The organism is Shewanella septentrionalis, assembly GCF_025370265.1.
GTDB classification, from domain to species: domain Bacteria; phylum Pseudomonadota; class Gammaproteobacteria; order Enterobacterales; family Shewanellaceae; genus Shewanella; species Shewanella hafniensis.
In genome coordinates, this window is sequence record NZ_JAMTCC010000004.1 from 136,045 (window position 1) to 153,118 (window position 17,074).

The following is a 17,074-nucleotide window of genomic DNA, read 5'->3' on the forward strand; positions in this document are numbered from 1 at the left end:
GATGAGCAATGCGCCAGTCGATACCGGACGTCGCAGATTCCTGACAGCCGCAACCGCCGTAGTAGGTGGTGCTGGTGCCGTCGCTGTAGCGGTTCCTTTCATCAAGTCATGGAATCCGAGTGCCAAAGCGAAAGCTGCAGGTGCACCGGTCGAAGTAAATATCAGTAAAGTAGAGCCAGGTCAGCTGATCCGTGTTGAGTGGCGTGGAAAACCTGTATGGGTTGTCCGTCGCACAGATGCTGTGATCAATGAACTGCCAACACATGATGATAAGTTAAGAGATCCTGCTTCTGCTGAAATGCAGCAGCCTGAATATGCAACAAATCCTTTGCGCTCAATTAAGCCAGAGTATTTTATTGCTGTCGGTATTTGTACCCACCTCGGATGTTCACCTACTTATTTACCAGATTCATTTGGTGAGCAAGTTGAAGGTGTCACTTCTGGTTTCTTCTGTCCATGTCATGGCTCTAAGTTCGATATGGCTGGCCGCGTCTTCCAAGGCGTACCTGCTCCATTGAACCTAGTTATCCCTCCACATCAATACGTTGATGATGGCACCGTGATTATCGGTGTAGATAAAGGAGTGGCGTAATGGTTAAGAATTTAATTAATTGGATTGATGCGCGTATCCCTATGACGGCGACTTATAACCGTCACGTGGGTCAGTATGCAACGCCAACTAACTTTAACTTTTGGTACTTTTTCGGTTCGCTAGCGATGTTGGTATTGGTTAACCAATTACTGACGGGTATCTGGTTGACGATGAACTATGTACCAACAGCAGAAGGCGCATTCGCTTCTGTTGAGTACATAATGCGTGACGTTGAATACGGTTGGTTGCTGCGTTATATGCACTCTACCGGTGCTTCAGCGTTCTTCGTAGTGATCTATCTGCATATGTTCCGTGGTCTGATTTACGGTTCATATCAGAAGCCTAGAGAACTACTGTGGTTGTTCGGTATGCTGATTTTCCTCGTGCTGATGGCTGAAGCCTTTATGGGTTACTTGCTGCCATGGGGACAAATGTCGTACTGGGGCGCGCAGGTAATTATTTCTCTGTTTGGTGCTATTCCTGTTATTGGTGACGATTTAACCCTGTGGATCCGTGGCGATTACGTGATCTCTGGTGCAACATTGAACCGATTCTTCGCACTGCACGTGATCGCACTGCCGTTAGTATTAGTGGTACTCGTGTTCTTACACTTAATTGCGCTACACGAAGTGGGTTCAAACAACCCTGACGGTATCGAGATTAAGAAGAACAAAGACGAGAATGGCTGGCCAGTTGATGGTATTCCATTCCACCCATACTACACAGTTAAAGACATCATGGGCGTTGCAGGCTTCCTGATTGTGTTTTGTTATGTGTTGTTCTTCATTCCTGAAGGCGGCGGTTACTTCCTTGAGAAGCCAAACTTTGAAGCGGCTAACCCGATGAAGACACCTGAACACATTGCACCTGTATGGTACTTCACACCTTTCTACGCCATTTTACGTGCCATTCCTGATAAATTAGCAGGCGTAATAATGATGGGGCTATCGATTGCTGTACTGTTCGTATTGCCTTGGTTAGATCGTTGTAAAGTTAAATCAGTTCGCTACCGTAGCACACTGCACAAGTTGAACATTGCTCAATTCGCAATTTCTTTCATAGTGTTAGGTTACTTAGGTGTAGTTCCTGCTACGCCGACGCTGACGATAGTTGCACAGGTGTTTACTTTTACTTACTTTGGTTTCTTTGTGGCGCTGTGGGTATACAGCAAGAATGAAAAAACTAAACCTGTTCCAGCGAGGTTGACACACTAATGAAAAAATTACTGATTGCATTAGTCACCTTGTTGCCGACGCTGGCTATGGCCGCAAGCGGGCATAAAATACATTTAGAAGACGCTAATGTTGACCTGCATGATAAAGCTTCTTTAGAGCGTGGTGTGGACCTGTTCCAACATTATTGTTCTGGTTGCCATAGCACTCAGTATCAGCGTTATGAACGTGTCGCTACTGATCTCGGTATCTCTATTGATGACATGCGTAACAAGTATATGTTCACCGATGCCAAAATTGGTGAGCTTATGCAAAACGCGATTCCGCATAAAGATGCTGCTAAATGGTTTGGTGCTACACCGCCTGATTTAACATTAGTTGCACGCGTTCGTGGCGAAGATTGGGTTTATTCCTATCTAAAAGGCTTCTATAAAGATCCTAGTCGCCCATTTGGTGTGAATAACACAGTGTTCCCATCTGTTGGTATGCCACATGTACTCGAAGAGTTGCAAGGCACACCAGTTAAACAAGAAGATGGCACTATTGTGGTGACTGGCGGTAAATTAAATGCGGAAGAATATGATCAAGCGGTTCGTGATATCACGGGTTTCTTAGTCTATTCGGCTGAACCTGTTAAGCTAGAGCGTCAAGCTATGGGTTGGTGGGTACTCGGATTCCTGTTTATATTCTTTATTGTGGCCTACCTCTTGAAGAAAGAGTATTGGAAAGATGTACACTAGGCACCAATAACGGGTAAAATGTAATATCCGCATAGTGTAAACGGGGGGCTTAGCCCCTCGTTTACTTTTGTTTTATTTCGATTCTGGAGGGTATCAATGGCTGTTGCTGCCAACAAACGCTCTATCATGACACTGTTTTCAGGTGCTGATGATCTGTATAGCCATCAAGTACGTATCGTGTTAGCTGAGAAAGGGGTTACTGTTGATGTTTTACAGGTCGACCCTAACGAAATGCCTGAGGATTTGCTCGAAGTAAATCCATATAACTCAGTGCCAACTTTGGTAGATCGTGAACTCGTTTTATACGAGTCACGCATTATCATGGAATATTTGGATGAGCGTTTTCCTCATCCGCCTTTGATGCAAGTTTATCCAGTATCTCGCGGCCAAAGCCGTTTGATGATGCACCGCATAGATACAGACTGGTATTCGCTAGTTGACCGTATCCGTAAGGGTGATCGTGTTGAAGCCGCTCGTAAAGAGCTGACTGAAAGCCTGATCGCTATTGCGCCTATCTTCGGTGAAGTGCCTTACTTCATGAGCGAAGAATTTGGTCTAGCGGATTGCTACCTTGGCCCATTGTTGTGGCGCTTACCTGTATTAGGTATTGAGCTAGATAGCCGTGTAGCTAAAGATATCAAAGCGTACATGACACGTATTTTTGAGCGTGAATCGTTTAAAGCTTCTTTGACTGAAGCTGAACGCGAAATGCGCATGGGTATGTAATGAAGCCTTTGACTCCAAATCGTCCTTATTTACTAAGGGCTTACTATGATTGGTTGATGGATAACCAATTGACTCCTCACGTTGTGGTTGATGCCTTTATCGAAGGTACTCAAGTACCGCAGCAATACGTGAAGGATGGCCAGATAGTGTTGAATATCGCTGCTGGCGCAGTGGGCAATTTGCAAATTAGCAATGAGTGTGTGGAGTTCAATGCGCGTTTTGGTGGTGTTCCTCAGCAGGTGATGTTGCCAATGGCGTCAATTGTCGCTATTTATGCCCGTGAAAATGGGGCTGGCACTGTCTTCGATATCGAAGATGCTTATTTGCTTGACGATGAAGTCGATTCGTCTTTATCGGTTGTTGAAACAAACGATAAAGCGCCTGAACCGACGGATGAACCACCTAAGCGTCGCAGCCATTTAACCGTCGTAAAATAACGACCGCTAAATCGCTGTGGTGAAATGCCCAAGTTGTTTTAAAACTGAGCCAGTCCAATGACTGGCTTTTTTGTCGCTGTATTTTATCGCCGTAATTGGCTAAACCTTGAGGATAAGGTGTGGTAGCATTTGCGCCCGCATTCATCCGTCGGATATGCGTTCTACTCTTACCCATTTAGGCCAATGGATCTTGTATGTTGCTAATGATCGATAATTACGACTCTTTTACCTTTAACTTAGTGCAGTATTTTCAGCAGCTAGGGCAAGAGATAGTGGTTAAACGTAATGACGAAATTAGCATCGCCGACATCGAGGCGCTTGCGCCTACTCATTTGGTGATTTCTCCAGGACCTTGTACTCCCAATGAGGCGGGGATCTCCCTTGCGGCGATTGAATATTTTGCTGCGCGAATGCCAATCTTAGGTGTCTGTTTGGGACATCAAGCGATGGCGCAGGTTTTCGGTGCCAATGTAGTGCGTGCCGAACGGGTGATGCACGGCAAGGTCAGCGTTATTGCGCATACAGGACAGCGGTTATTTAAGGGATTAAATCAGCCTTTAACCGTGACACGTTATCACTCGTTACTGGTTGATGCTGTGCCTGAAGGTTTTGTACTCGATGCTTGGTTTGACGATGCAATTCACGGCCGAGAAATCATGGCCATGAGCCATCAAGACTTACCGCTTTATGGGGTGCAATTTCATCCCGAATCAATTCTCACCGAGCAAGGTCTCGAACTGTTAGCCAATTTTTTAGCGCAACCGGCTGTGTCCGTATAATTTCCTCGCCTTAAAAACTCTCCACACTATCAATTTCTGTTACAAGATTTATCCTTTTTTTAAGCAAGTTTAGCGATTAACTATGCTATAACTGCGGCAAAACTACGCGAATAGGCAAAACCAGCAGATAAACTAGACTGGGTCATTTAGCCGTTGCGATAACAATAAAAGGAAGGACAAATGAGAAGCGTAATGCGAAATTTGGGTTTAAGTGCGTTAGCGGTTGCCGTGTTGGCTGGTTGCGCAGCGACATCGACTGAAACAGCAGCTCCTGCATCATCCCCGCAAGCATTCCAAGTTCCCTTAGCCCAACCGCCACAGGTTTCACAGGCGCTTACGCTTAATCAAATTATGGCAAATCCCGATTGGATGGGGGTTTTCGCCAAAGAGGCTTACTGGAGCGACGATAGCCAAAGCGTGCTGTTTGCCCGCCAAGCGAGTGCTTCACCTCTGCGCAGTTATTATCAGCAAGGCATCAATGACAGCCGCGCCGTCGAGCTAGCGCTTGATAAATTACACGCGGCAGATCAGCAGTTTGGTGTGTTTGATCGCACTAAGTCACACAAGGCTTATCTGTATCTGGGCAACATTTTTGTTAAGCAATTAAGCACAGGTAAAATCAGCCAACTGACTCGCCAGCGCAGTGCCATCGATGGCGTGCGTTATCTCAATAATGGCGATATCGCCTATTGGCAGGGCGACAATGTTTTCCAAATTCATCAAGACTCAGGCTTAGTCGAGCAACTTGCCGAAATTAAAATGGCGAAAGCCCCAGAAGGTGTAAAAGAGCCAACGTCTTACCTTGCCAAGCAACAGCACAGATTGATTAAGTATGTGGCGCTGCAGCAAGAGAATGCTAAAGCCAAAGCACAGTACAAAGATGAATTGCAAAAAAGCGACCCAACACTCGCCGCCAGCACTTGGTATTTAGGCGATAGCGAAGTGGTGTCTGAGCTTAGTCTGTCACCGGATGGCCGCTATATTTTACTTGCTCTGACCGATAAGAATTACACCGGTAGCAGCGAACACGACATCATGCCTAACTACTTAGGTAGCGACGGTTATATCGACCCTGTGCCAGTACGTGCACGTGTGGCTGAAGATACGCCGCCAGGACAACGCTTTGTAGTGCTTGATTTAAACCAGCATAAACAAGTCGATATCACTATCGAGGGCCTGACGGGTTTTGATGAAGATGTACTCGCCAAAGTGAAAGCTGAGAATGCTAAAGCGAAAGGCGAAACTTACCAAAGCACTAAAGCGCCACGCAAAATTCAGCTAATTCAGGATTGGGGCTGGACTCAGAGTGCGATTCAATGGCATGAATCGGAAGATAAATTGGCTCTGATGCTAGAAGCTACCGATAACAAAGATCGCTGGATCGCCAGTGTCGATCTCGCTAAAGGTAAATTCACCACAGAACATCGTTTGCATGATGATGCATGGGTGAATTATGACTACAACCAATTCGGTTGGTTGCCGGGGACGGATTCTCTGTACTATTTGTCGGAAGAATCAGGTTATTCGCAGCTCTATGTGAAAGGACTCGGTGCAAAGCCGCGCGCCTTAACCCAAGGCAAGTTTGTTGTGAGCGACATCCAGCTGTCACCGGACGCGAATTATATCTACTACAAAGCTAACCAAACTCACCCTGGTATGTATAACGTTCACAGGGTGAACTTAGCCACAGGCAAAAATGAGCAATTAACGCAGTGGGATGGCAACTTAGATTACAGCCTAAGTCCCGATGGCACTCAGCTATTACTTAATGCCTCACGCCGCACTCAGCCCAATGAGCTGTATGTTCAACCCATTGGCGGTGAGTTAAAGCAGCTGACGTCTTACACCAGCGATGCCTTTAAAAATTACCCATGGCAAGCACCAGAAGTGGTCGCTGTACCTTCAAGCTATGGTGCCGGCAAGGTGTACGCCCGTGTTTATTTGCCACAAGGCTATGATAAATCCCGCGCCGAGAAATACCCTGCGGTGATTTTCAACCACGGTGCAGGTTATCTGCAAAATGCTGACTATGGCTTTAGCGGATACTTTCGCGAATTTATGTTCCACAACCTGCTGACTCAGCAAGGTTATGTGGTGATGGATATGGATTACCGTGGCTCTAAAGGTTATGGCCGAGATTGGCGCACCGCGATTTATCGCAATATGGGTCATCCAGAAGTGGAAGACTTAAAGGATGGCGTTAGCTGGATGGGAACCAATACGAATGTTGATACTCAACGTGTCGGGACTTATGGTGGTTCCTACGGCGGATTCTTAACCTTTATGTCATTGTTCACTGCACCAGATCTGTTCCAAGCAGGAGCCGCACTGCGTCCTGTGGCGGACTGGGCACATTATAATGCGCCTTATACCTCCAACATCTTAAATACGCCTGATGTCGATCCTATCGCCTATGAGCGCAGCTCTCCGATTGAGCATGCTCAAGGATTAACGAAACCACTGCTTATTATGAGTGGAGTTATGGACGACAACGTCTTCTTCCAAGACAGCGTGCGCATGGTGCAGCATTTGATTGAACTGGAAAAACCGACCTTTGAAACGGCGATTTATCCTGTCGAGCCCCATGGCTTCCGTCAGCCTTCTAGCTGGTTAGACGAATACCGCCGTATCTATAAGTTATTCGAACAAGAACTCAAATAACTCAGCTCGATTTCCTGTAAAGGCCTCTATGTGAGGCCTTTTTATTGGGTAACTGAGTAGGAAATATCCGATATCACACTATGTTTGTGTTCTGCGACTTTGCGTTATTGCTAAGATTAAGTGTATGTGCTGAAATTGTAATGATTTTGAGAGTTTGATTGTTTTGACGTCACTCAGGCATTAGCGATATAGGAAAGATTTATAGTGGCGATTTCGGTTGCGGGCGGTGTAAGACCCGGCAAAATTATAGAGATAGAGCACAGACTCTACCAACAGTTGATCCTCGGAAAGCATAAAGCGAGCCCGACTCTTTTGGATGACCTCGACCTTGAATTAGAGGCCGATGCGAATAAGTTAGATGTTGAGCGCGAAGCGATTTTGGCACGTTTGATGAAACAAATTAAAGCCAAAGAAGTGTTTGAAGCCGTGTCGAGCCAGTTGCATGAAACGGTCAATAACGCCATCGAGCATCAACTCGCGTCCCCCGAACTGGTTCTGGCTAAGTCAGAGATCAATGAATCGCAAATTCTGTTGCTGGAATTACTGCTGGCAAAAAATCTTGATGCGACGAGATTAAGACCGCTGATCAGTAACTTAAGTTGGTTGTGCCGCGACTTAACCAACATGGTCAACAGCCCGTCTTTTCGTGCTCGCCGGCCTCAGAGCTCAGATGTGCGAGTTACCGATATTAAATTGGTGATGAATTACATTGGCATCGAAAACCTGCGAACGATTATCCCTTATTTTTGCCTGCGTAATTGGCTGCCGAGCGCCAATGCTAAGTTGCTGTGGACTACCCGTAAATTGTGGCGCTACAGCATAGTCAGTGGTATCGCGGCCAATGCGTTGGCTCAGCTTCATAATACTGACTCAGCCTTAGTTTATAGTTGTGCCTTGCTCAATCAATTAGGCACCTCGGTTGTGCTGAGTTTGAGTGCCCGCTTATTTGATCAAACCTGGGGAGCGTGGATAAGGGAAGCCAGCAGCAGCCGTGACAAGGAAGTGTATGATGCGGTGATTGCCACTGAGTTTCCTGCCAAAGCTGTGTTTGAACAAGTGTTAAGCCATGGTCATAAACTTAACTGGCAGCTATTAGAGTTACTTAAGTTTGAAGCGAGCCCTTTGACTGGGTTATTGAAGGAGTTAGACCTAACCTTAAGCTATCGAGAATTGTCACCGCAGGCCGCATTAGTCGCGCGGGCAAACTGTTATGCTAAGGTGGTGTTGCTCGAAGAAATGCGTCAAATCGATCCCCAAGAAAAGCGTTTAATGTTCGATTATTACGAGTTAACTGAGCAAGAAGTGCTGCGCTTAAAAGCACAGAATTATAGGAAGTTAGATCTGCTGTAGTCCACGACCTGCGACTTGAGCGTCGGGATGGCGGCGTTTAAGTAGAGGAAGGGATATGCCAAGCTGGCAAGCATCTGTACTGAATACTATTTTATCTTATGTCGCTAGGCCATCCATCAGTCGCGGCAAGGCCAAAGTCCCCCTAGCGCAAGTGCGTAAAAAGTTGCTTGATCTCGATAAACGTTGGCTTCCTTGGCCGGATAAGTTAGTCAGTGCCACCATCCCTTTGCAACACTCTAGCTTGCTGCACTATGTGCTTCTCAATGAGCAAACTCGCCTTGGCAATCTGTTTTATATCCGTGGCGGAGGTTTTTGTTTTAAAACGCCCCATGCCCACGCAAGATTGATCGCGGATATCAGCCAACGTTGTAAATTGGATGCCTATATTCCTGATTATCGTCTCGCACCTGAGCATCCTTTTCCTGCACCATTTGATGATGTGCTTGAAGCCTATAAGCGATTAATCGCGCTTAAGGGCGTTGAGAATATGATCCTCATGGGCGACTCTGCTGGCGGCAATTTAGCCCTGAGCTTGTTGCTGGAATTAAAGCGTTTAGCCCTGCCATTACCGACGGCCTGCATCTTGTTATCGCCCGCGTTGGATTTAGCACTAACCGGGGATACTGAGCTGATACTCGCAGCCGACGATCCCTTCTTCACCATCGAAGCTTTGCTGCGTTTACGTGGCGCCTATCTTGCGGGTGCCGACCCCATGTCTGCAAAAGTTTCACCCTTGCAGGGGGACTTGGCAGCTCTGCCGCCCATCTTAGTGATTGCGGGTACGCGGGAGCTGTTATTGCAGGATTCTGAGCGCTTAGTTGCCCAAGTCAAAGCCAGCGGTGGCGAGATAACGGGCTGTTTTTACCCTAACATGCCCCATGTGTTTCCCTTGTTCAATTTATTGCCCGAAGCCCTTGAAGTGAGGTCGAAAATTAGCCATTTTGTGCTTTCACACTTGATTCGTTAAAATGGTGTAGTTATTCACATTCAGTGAATAGCTAGCAAAATGAGGGGTAAATAACTTTTTTTATGACTAATTATGCTGAAAGCCACTGGAATAACCGCTTGTATAGTTCTTAAACTGCAATCTTTATGCACTTTGGGTGGAAGTGCGAGGATTGATGTTTGTGAAAAACTGGTATTTTGATCACATTTTCGCTAATAATGGTTATTAATAGACACAAGCAATCCCAGTATCACTAACTCTAGATAAAGATACCTATGGGACTCTGACGGTGCAAGGCGCCGTTAAACAAACACAAAGGACGAAGAAGAATGAGCGTTGATATGAAGTTAGACCGTGCCCAGTTTGACGCAGTGATGGTGCCTAATTATGCGCCTGCTGCTGTGATCCCTGTTCGTGGCGAAGGAAGCCGAGTCTGGGACCAAGAGGGTAATGAGTTTATCGATTTTGCTGGCGGTATTGCGGTAAATTGCTTAGGTCACTGTCATCCTGCTCTTGTGAATGCCCTTAAAACACAAGGCGAAAAATTATGGCATCTGTCAAACGTAATGACGAATGAGCCTGCCTTAGAATTAGCGACTAAATTAGTTAACAGCACGTTTGCCGACAAAGTGTATTTTGCCAACTCTGGCGCCGAAGCCAACGAAGCCGCATTGAAACTTGCCCGTCGTTACGCCTTAGAAAAACACGGCGTTGAAAAAGACGAAATCATAGCGTTTGATAAAGCCTTCCACGGCCGTACATTCTTCACCGTGAGCGTTGGTGGACAAGCTGCCTATTCCGATGGTTTTGGTCCTAAGCCGCAGAGCATTACTCACCTGCCATTTAACGATGTTGCCGCATTAGAAGCTGCAGTAACGGACAGAACCTGTGCCATCATGCTTGAGCCGCTGCAGGGCGAGGGCGGTATTATTGATGCCGATCCTGCATTCCTAAAAGCTGTGCGTGAACTGGCTAACAAGCACAATGCGCTAGTGATTTTTGATGAAGTGCAAACGGGTGTGGGTCGTACTGGCGAACTGTACGCTTACATGGGTACTGAAATCGTGCCTGACATTTTAACCACAGCTAAAGCACTCGGCGGTGGTTTCCCTATCGCAGCTATGCTGACAACGGCTGAGATTGCTGAACATCTAAAAGTGGGCACTCACGGTTCTACCTATGGCGGTAACCCATTAGCCTGCGCTATCGGTAATGCTGTGTTAGACGTAGTGAACACCCCTGAAGTGTTAGACGGCGTAAAACATCGCGAGCAGTTATTGCGCGATGGTTTGAACAAAATTAATGAAAAATATCATGTATTTTCAGAAGTACGCGGTAAAGGTTTGCTGTTAGGGGCCGTTCTTAATGAACAATACCAAGGCCGTTCACGCGACTTCTTGGTAGCCTCTGTCGCTGAAGGCTTAATGAGCCTGATGGCGGGTGCTAACGTGGTACGTTTTGCTCCTTCTCTGGTGATCCCTGAGGCAGATATTGCTGAAGGTCTAGCTCGTTTTGAACGTGCTGTGGCGAGCATTGCTGCCGCCTAAATGACCAAAGGAGTGCTGAATTTATTCGCACTCCTTTTTTGTCAGGGAATACTTACGTGCATCATTACCTGTCTTTTTGAAGAGAGGCGCCTTGATGCACGGCAAGCCAAAGTGAGGAGACACTAAGATGTTAATCATACGTCCTATTCAGGCTGGCGATTTTGAAGCCTTATATCAAATTGCCGAAGAGTCTGGTCATGGTTTTACGTCATTACCCGTGAATGCCGATTTGCTCAGACATAAAATTGCGCGAGCAGAAGCCTCATTCGTCAAAACCGTCGATGCGCCCTTCGATGAAGGTTATCTGATGGTGCTGGAAGATACCGACACCCGTGAAGTGGTGGGGACGTGCGCTATCGAAGCGGCCGTGGGAATGGAAGATGCTTTCTACCATTATCGACTCGGTACTGAAGTCTATCATTCCGAACAAATTGACGTGCGTAACGAGGTCGAAACCCTCACCCTTTGCCATGATTACACTGGCGCCGCCGAGATGTGCACCCTGTTTTTGCGTGAAGCGTATCGCAAGGGCAACAATGGCCGCATGTTATCCCGCAGTCGCTTTCTGTTTTTAGCGCAACATGCAAAGCGTTTTGGTGAAACTGTGATTGCCGAAATGCGCGGTGTGAGCGATGCCGATGGTCATTCACCTTTCTATGGCTGGCTGCAAAAACACTTTTTAGGCATTGATTTTATTCAGGCGGATTATCTTTCTGGTTTGGGTAAAAAGGCATTTATGGCCGAAATGATGCCACGAAACCCTGTATATGTTTGTCTATTGCCGGAAGAAGCGCAGAAAGTGATTGGCGAAGTGCATACCAATACCCGTCCCGCATTAAGTCTGCTGCAGGCCGAAGGCTTTCGATGCCGTGGTTACGTGGATATTTTTGATGGTGGTCCAACGGTTGAGTGTCGTTTATCGGACATTCGCGGCGTGCGTGAAAGCCGTTTATTAACCGTCGATATTGGTGACATGGTCGAAGCCGACACTCAATTTATTATCTCAAATACTCAATTAGCCAATTATCGAGCGACGTCTGCCGCACTGGCTGTGGACGACAAATCCGAACACATCATTATCAGCCCTGAGCTGGCAGCGGGTTTGTTGCTCGCAAAAGGCGATCAAATCCGTATTTTGGCAATGTAGGAATAACAAATGACACATTATATTCAAGGTCAGTGGCATGCTGGCAAAGGTCATGACGTGGCCTCAATTAACCCAGCCAATGCTCAAACTATTTGGACAGGTAAAACGGCCACCGCAGAACAAGTTAACGCCGCCGTTGATGCCGCGCGCGCCGCGCAGTTTGATTGGTTTATGTTAGGTTTCGATGCACGCTTAGCCATAGTCGAAGCGTATCGCAGCCAACTTGAAGCCAACAAAGCGGAATTGGCTGAAACGATTGCCCAAGAAACGGGTAAACCTCAGTGGGAAACGGCGACCGAAGTCGGCGCCATGATAGGCAAGATTGCGCTATCAGCCGCGGCTTACAATAAACGTACGGGCACAGAAGCCAACGATACGCCAGCGGGACGCGCGGTTATCCGCCATAAGCCCCACGGTGTTGTGGCGGTTTTCGGTCCTTACAATTTCCCCGGTCATTTGCCGAACGGCCACATAGTGCCTGCGCTGCTGGCTGGGAATACGGTGATTTTTAAACCTTCTGAATTGACGCCTAAAGTTGCCGAGCTGATGGTTAGCCTATGGGATAAAGCGGGTCTGCCTGCTGGCGTGCTCAACTTAGTCCAAGGTGAGGTGGATACGGGTAAAGCACTGGCTTCTCACCCGCAGCTCGATGGTCTGTTCTTTACCGGCAGTTCACGCACGGGTCATTTTTTACATCAACAATATGCCGGTCATCCAGGCAAGATTTTAGCACTTGAGATGGGGGGCAATAACCCACTGATCATTAAAGGTGTACAGGATATTAAAGCTGCCGTGCACGATATTTTACAGTCGGCTTATATCTCATCTGGCCAACGTTGTACTTGTGCGCGCCGTCTATATGTAGAGCAAGGTGAGCAGGGCGATGCCTTGATTGCCATGTTAGCTGATGCGGTCAAGCAGATTAAAGTTGGTCCTTGGAACGCACAGCCACAACCTTTTATGGGCTCAATGATTTCTGAAGCTGCCGCCAAAGGTATGGTTGCGGCGCAGACGAATCTGCAGAACTTGGGCGGCGTATCGTTAGTCGAGTTAACCCATTTAGAAGCGGGTACGGGCTTAGTCTCTCCTGGCCTTATCGATGTGACGGCTATCGAAGTCTTGCCGGATGAAGAATACTTCGGACCTCTGCTACAGCTAGTGCGTTATAGCGATTTCGATCAAGCTATCAAACTGGCTAACCAAACGCGTTACGGTTTGTCTGCGGGTTTACTGGCCGATAGCCGTGAAGATTATGACTATTTCCTCGCGCGCATTCGTGCAGGGATTGTTAACTGGAACAAACAAATCACTGGCGCATCGGGCGCGGCACCTTTTGGTGGCGTAGGCGCATCGGGTAACCACAGGGCGAGCGCTTTCTATGCCGCCGATTACTGTGCTTATCCCGTCGCTTCGGTCGAGGCCGATGCAGTGAGCTTGCCTGCGACATTAAGCCCAGGTTTGAGCTTATAAGCGGGTAAAGATTTGTCTTTTATGTGGTAAAGAGTACGTGGTAAAGAGGAGGAAGGACGAATGTTCTTCCTTTTTAATAACAAGCAGTAACGTAACTTGAGCTTCTACTGTGGGTATGTGTGACGCTGCAACAGTGGCATCTAGGTCGTTACATTTAGTGTTCGCGGCAAAATAACAGCAATAACCGCAGCACAATAAAAGGAGTTTTTATGCATACCGACATCAACGCGTTATTTGCCGCCCTGTGGCAAGACTATATTCAAATGACCCCTTCGGCGGCAAAAGTGCACGCGCTGCTGGGCCATGGTAAGCCAATCATCAACGATCATATCGCCCTGCGTACTTTCAACATCGCTAAGGTGAATTTGGATGTGCTTGCTAAGCATTTCACTTCGTTAGGTTATGTCGCTTGCGGTGATTATAAGTTTGAACAGAAAAAACTGATCGCTAAGCATTTTGAACACCCAGATTCGACTCAGCCTAAAGTGTTTATCTCTGAGCTATTAGTTGAAGAATTTAGCCCAGCGCTACAAGAGACCATTCAAGGCTTAATCGCCCAAGTAGATGTTGCGGCGACAACGGCGGACAACTTTATTTACTCGGGTCGCCATTGGTCTTTAGATTCTAAAACCTATCAGGATTTATTAACTGAGAGCGAATATGCGGCTTGGGTAGCGGCTTTTGGCTATCGCGCTAACCATTTCACTGTGTCTATCAATCACCTCGACGGTTTTGAAACTTTAGAGTCAGTGAATGATGCCCTGAAGCAAGCGGGCTTTGTGCTTAATGGTTCAGGTGGCGAGATCAAAGGTTCGCCAGAAGTGTTATTAGAGCAATCGTCGACTATGGCAGATAAGATTGGCCTTGAATTCACCGATGCAACAGTGGAAATCCCAAGTTGTTTCTATGAGTTTGCGCTGCGTTATCCTATGGCTAATGGTGAGCTGTATACTGGCTTTGTGGCTGCGTCTGCCGACAAGATTTTTGAAAGTACGAACGTGAATAAGGCTTAACGTGAATAAAGCCTAACGTCATCAGACATTAAGCATAAAAAACGCCATCAATTCGATGGCGTTTTTTTATGAGTATTTTAAAGAGAGCATTTAACGCTGAGCATGTTAAGCGAGACTAACTGAAGGTCAGTTCGATTCTCAGTCCACCTAAGCGAGTGCTGTGGCTAAACTTAAGCTCAATCTCATACTGTTCGGCAATTTCCTTCACTATCGACAAGCCTAAGCCGTGACCCATGACAGACTCATCTAATCGAGTGCCCCTTTGAGTGAGTTTATCGAGTTCATCATCGGCAACCCCTGGACCATCATCATCGATACAAAGGCAGAGACGCTCCTGTTGGCGTGATAACTGAATGCTGACTCGGCTCTGGGCCCATTTAAAGGCGTTGTCCAGTAGATTGCCTAGGAGCTCCATGCCATCTTCCCTGTGGATCGGCAGCCTGAGAATATTAGGGTCGAGTTCGAAAGCACATTCGATGGTTTTATTGCGGTGAACCTTATTTAAGGTGTTGGCTAGGCTGTGTAAATCCCTTGGGATCACTAACTGCGCCGCAGGAAGCATATCGCCTGTGATCCTTGCCGCCGCCAGTTTGCGCTCGACCATCTTGTGGATAGAATCCAGCTGTTGCTGCAAGGCAATGGCGGTTTCAGGATCTTTAAGACCAAGGGCTTCGACCTGTTGCTGCATCACGGCCAGCGGGGTTTTAAGCCCATGGCTTAAGTTACCTAAGTTATTGCGGCTACGCTCAATTTGCTTGGCGGTGTACTCGAGTAACTCGTTGTAAGTCTTCGCTAGTGGCTGCACTTCGGGGGGAATATTATTCAGCTCCAGCGCGTTAATCTCGCCTTCTCTTAGCCGCGAAAGCGCATGCTGAATATGCTTAACTGGCTTAAAGGATTGGCGAAGGATGAGGAAGATCCCCGCGATCATAGCAACTAACATCGCCAGATTAATCCCAAGCTTAGTGCCATAGACTTCGCTAAACACGCGTCTGCCGATACTCAAGTCTTGGGCAACAGTTAAGGTGGCGCTGACATTGGCGCTACTGGAATTTAGCCCCAGTGATAACAGTTGCATATCGTTATTTTTGGGGCCTTTAGCTTGCCAGACACGGGTTTGATTTGGCGCGAGTGGCTCGATATCTAACTGCATATCCCACAGGGAGCGGGAGCGAATGACTTCATTGGGCAGGTTAAGCTGGAAATAGCGGCCTGAATAGGCGGGCTTGTAGAAACTGGAAAGTTGGCTTTGATCTATGCTGATGTCCCCATCGTGGATATGGGTCGCCAACATAATATGTTCGAGATCTTCTTCTAAGCGATTGATAATAGAATCATGAAACGCCTGACGCAGCATGGACTCAAACAAGATGAGCCCAATGACTGTGCCTATTACCAGTAAGCCCGTTAACCATAAACTGAGCTTAGTGCGGATTGAGATCATTCAATAATGCCGTGGAAGATATAACCTTGGCCGCGGCGGGTTTCGATAGCGGTTTTGCCTAATTTCTTGCGTAAGTGGGTTACATAAACCTCGACCACATTACTCTCTTTTTCATCGTCAAACTGATACAGCTTATCGGTAAGTTGTGTCTTAGATAACAGCTTCTTAGGCGACATCAGGAAGATTTTTAACAGTCTGAATTCCATCGCCGTTAGCTCAAACAATTGGTCTGCTACTTTTACCGTTTGCTCGGCTTCATCTAAGATCACGCCGCCATAGCTCAATTGCTTGCTAGAAGTATTTAAACGGCCATGGGCACGGTGGATAAGGGCTTGAATACGCGCCAATAATTCCTGTGCGTGGAAAGGTTTGCCTAAGTAATCGTCGGCGCCAGCATTAAAGCCTTCGACTTTTTCATGCCATTGGCTGCGTGCGGTCAGCATGATGACAGGAGTGCTGATCCCTTGATTACGCCAGCCTTCGAGTAGTTCGAGGCCGTTGCCGTCGGGCAAGCCGATATCTAAGATCACGCAATCGTATTGGGTTTCTTTGATCAGATAATCGGCTTCAAGCGCTTTGTCAGTAATATCGGTCACATAGCCAGCGAGTTTGAGTTGTTTCTCCAGCTCGGTGACTAGCATAGGGTTATCTTCAACGAGTAACAGTTTCATGTTTTCGACATTCGCTCGGTAATGCTATTGAGTGATCGGCTTGACCATTAGTTGCATCAATACTGAGATTGACGATTTGGCCACGCTGAACTTTGATTTGCAAATCATAGCGCCATTTATGATCTTCTTGATAGAGATGAGCATCAATTAGTTCACCTTGGCAAAACTGATTAACTATGGAGAGTGTACCGTTTAAGGATAGTATTTGCCCAGAGTTGACGAGTGCCTTGGCTTGATAGTGTTCTAATTCAATAGGTTCGGCATTCAATTTCATTGGATGCGCCAGCGTGAACAGGCTGAAAAAACAGATTAAAAACAGCCGTTTCATTTGAGCTCTCCAATAAAAAATGGCCTAGAATTTATTCTAGGCCACTTTAAT

Annotated in this window: 16 protein-coding genes; 13 read left to right on the top strand and 3 right to left on the bottom strand. The window is 46.9% G+C overall.

Going from position 1 to position 17,074, the window contains the following annotated elements; genetic code table 11:
- Position 1 precedes the first annotated feature (1 nt).
- The 13 genes from petA to NE536_RS03655 all read left to right on the top strand — a co-directional run bounded on the left by petA (position 2) and on the right by NE536_RS03655 (position 14,580).
- Positions 2-592 (top strand): ubiquinol-cytochrome c reductase iron-sulfur subunit, encoded by a 591-nt coding sequence (petA, locus tag NE536_RS03595; RefSeq protein ID WP_106651681.1) that lies wholly within the window; start codon positions 2-4, stop codon positions 590-592.
- Positions 592-1,806, top strand: coding sequence for a cytochrome b (locus NE536_RS03600; protein ID WP_006080061.1), 1,215 nt, complete (start codon positions 592-594; stop codon positions 1,804-1,806). Before petA ends, NE536_RS03600 begins: the two co-directional genes overlap by 1 nt.
- Complete coding sequence (locus tag NE536_RS03605) at positions 1,806-2,504, top strand: cytochrome c1 (protein ID WP_063881808.1); 699 nt, start codon at positions 1,806-1,808, stop codon at positions 2,502-2,504. The genes NE536_RS03600 and NE536_RS03605 overlap by 1 nt, the downstream gene beginning before the upstream one ends.
- 96 nt (positions 2,505-2,600) lie before the next feature.
- On the top strand, positions 2,601-3,230 hold the full coding sequence (gene sspA, locus NE536_RS03610) for a stringent starvation protein SspA (RefSeq protein WP_261271822.1): 630 nt from the start codon (positions 2,601-2,603) through the stop codon (positions 3,228-3,230).
- Positions 3,230-3,667: a ClpXP protease specificity-enhancing factor gene (locus NE536_RS03615; RefSeq protein ID WP_106651680.1), complete on the top strand. Its 438-nt coding sequence runs from the start codon at positions 3,230-3,232 to the stop codon at positions 3,665-3,667. The genes sspA and NE536_RS03615 overlap by 1 nt, the downstream gene beginning before the upstream one ends.
- 194 nt (positions 3,668-3,861) lie before the next feature.
- Positions 3,862-4,446 carry an anthranilate synthase component II gene (locus NE536_RS03620; RefSeq protein WP_261271823.1) on the top strand — a complete coding sequence of 195 codons (585 nt, stop codon included), beginning with the start codon at positions 3,862-3,864 and terminating at the stop codon, positions 4,444-4,446.
- Between the two features lie 180 nt (positions 4,447-4,626).
- Positions 4,627-7,107: a S9 family peptidase gene (locus tag NE536_RS03625; protein ID WP_261271824.1), complete on the top strand. Its 2,481-nt coding sequence runs from the start codon at positions 4,627-4,629 to the stop codon at positions 7,105-7,107.
- A gap of 204 nt (positions 7,108-7,311) precedes the next feature.
- A complete protein-coding gene (locus NE536_RS03630) occupies positions 7,312-8,457 on the top strand; it encodes an HDOD domain-containing protein (protein WP_259516280.1) in 1,146 nt (381 codons plus the stop codon).
- Between the two features lie 55 nt (positions 8,458-8,512).
- The gene (locus tag NE536_RS03635) at positions 8,513-9,424 is read left to right on the top strand and encodes an alpha/beta hydrolase (protein WP_261271825.1); all 912 of its coding nucleotides are present in this window, start codon (positions 8,513-8,515) and stop codon (positions 9,422-9,424) included.
- A 308-nt stretch (positions 9,425-9,732) separates the two neighbouring features.
- A complete protein-coding gene (locus NE536_RS03640; protein WP_006080073.1) occupies positions 9,733-10,950 on the top strand; it encodes an aspartate aminotransferase family protein in 1,218 nt (405 codons plus the stop codon).
- Positions 10,951-11,077: 127 nt separating this feature from the next.
- Positions 11,078-12,097: an arginine N-succinyltransferase gene (gene astA, locus NE536_RS03645; RefSeq protein ID WP_012197665.1), complete on the top strand. Its 1,020-nt coding sequence runs from the start codon at positions 11,078-11,080 to the stop codon at positions 12,095-12,097.
- Positions 12,098-12,106: 9 nt separating this feature from the next.
- Positions 12,107-13,567: a succinylglutamate-semialdehyde dehydrogenase gene (gene astD, locus NE536_RS03650; protein ID WP_261271826.1), complete on the top strand. Its 1,461-nt coding sequence runs from the start codon at positions 12,107-12,109 to the stop codon at positions 13,565-13,567.
- 209 nt (positions 13,568-13,776) lie between these two features.
- Complete coding sequence (locus tag NE536_RS03655) at positions 13,777-14,580, top strand: DUF1338 domain-containing protein (RefSeq protein ID WP_115333847.1); 804 nt, start codon at positions 13,777-13,779, stop codon at positions 14,578-14,580.
- Positions 14,581-14,695: 115 nt separating this feature from the next.
- Here NE536_RS03655 and NE536_RS03660 read toward each other — a convergent pair whose 3' ends face one another.
- From NE536_RS03660 to NE536_RS03670, 3 genes are read right to left on the bottom strand one after another with little or no spacing between them, the layout of a single operon-like run.
- Positions 14,696-16,024 carry an ATP-binding protein gene (locus NE536_RS03660; protein ID WP_259511089.1) on the bottom strand — a complete coding sequence of 443 codons (1,329 nt, stop codon included), beginning with the start codon at positions 16,022-16,024 and terminating at the stop codon, positions 14,696-14,698.
- Entirely contained in the window at positions 16,021-16,695 is a 675-nt protein-coding gene (locus NE536_RS03665) for a response regulator transcription factor (protein WP_006080080.1), read from the bottom strand. Before NE536_RS03665 ends, NE536_RS03660 begins: the two co-directional genes overlap by 4 nt.
- A complete protein-coding gene (locus NE536_RS03670; RefSeq protein ID WP_106651672.1) occupies positions 16,676-17,023 on the bottom strand; it encodes a PepSY domain-containing protein in 348 nt (115 codons plus the stop codon). The genes NE536_RS03665 and NE536_RS03670 overlap by 20 nt, the downstream gene beginning before the upstream one ends.
- Positions 17,024-17,074: the final 51 nt, after the last annotated feature.

Excerpts from the sequence above, each read along its gene's own strand:
- petA (WP_106651681.1), top strand. The coding sequence starts at position 2 with ATGAGCAATGCGCCAGTCGATACCGGACGTCGCAGATTCCTGACAGCC.
- NE536_RS03600 (WP_006080061.1), top strand. The coding sequence starts at position 592 with ATGGTTAAGAATTTAATTAATTGGATTGATGCGCGTATCCCTATGACG.
- NE536_RS03605 (WP_063881808.1), top strand. The coding sequence starts at position 1,806 with ATGAAAAAATTACTGATTGCATTAGTCACCTTGTTGCCGACGCTGGCT.
- sspA (WP_261271822.1), top strand. The coding sequence starts at position 2,601 with ATGGCTGTTGCTGCCAACAAACGCTCTATCATGACACTGTTTTCAGGT.
- NE536_RS03615 (WP_106651680.1), top strand. The coding sequence starts at position 3,230 with ATGAAGCCTTTGACTCCAAATCGTCCTTATTTACTAAGGGCTTACTAT.
- NE536_RS03620 (WP_261271823.1), top strand. The coding sequence starts at position 3,862 with ATGTTGCTAATGATCGATAATTACGACTCTTTTACCTTTAACTTAGTG.
- NE536_RS03625 (WP_261271824.1), top strand. The coding sequence starts at position 4,627 with ATGAGAAGCGTAATGCGAAATTTGGGTTTAAGTGCGTTAGCGGTTGCC.
- NE536_RS03635 (WP_261271825.1), top strand. The coding sequence starts at position 8,513 with ATGCCAAGCTGGCAAGCATCTGTACTGAATACTATTTTATCTTATGTC.
- NE536_RS03640 (WP_006080073.1), top strand. The coding sequence starts at position 9,733 with ATGAGCGTTGATATGAAGTTAGACCGTGCCCAGTTTGACGCAGTGATG.
- astA (WP_012197665.1), top strand. The coding sequence starts at position 11,078 with ATGTTAATCATACGTCCTATTCAGGCTGGCGATTTTGAAGCCTTATAT.
- astD (WP_261271826.1), top strand. The coding sequence starts at position 12,107 with ATGACACATTATATTCAAGGTCAGTGGCATGCTGGCAAAGGTCATGAC.
- NE536_RS03655 (WP_115333847.1), top strand. The coding sequence starts at position 13,777 with ATGCATACCGACATCAACGCGTTATTTGCCGCCCTGTGGCAAGACTAT.
- NE536_RS03660 (WP_259511089.1), bottom strand. The coding sequence starts at position 16,024 with ATGATCTCAATCCGCACTAAGCTCAGTTTATGGTTAACGGGCTTACTG.
- NE536_RS03665 (WP_006080080.1), bottom strand. The coding sequence starts at position 16,695 with ATGAAACTGTTACTCGTTGAAGATAACCCTATGCTAGTCACCGAGCTG.
- NE536_RS03670 (WP_106651672.1), bottom strand. The coding sequence starts at position 17,023 with ATGAAACGGCTGTTTTTAATCTGTTTTTTCAGCCTGTTCACGCTGGCG.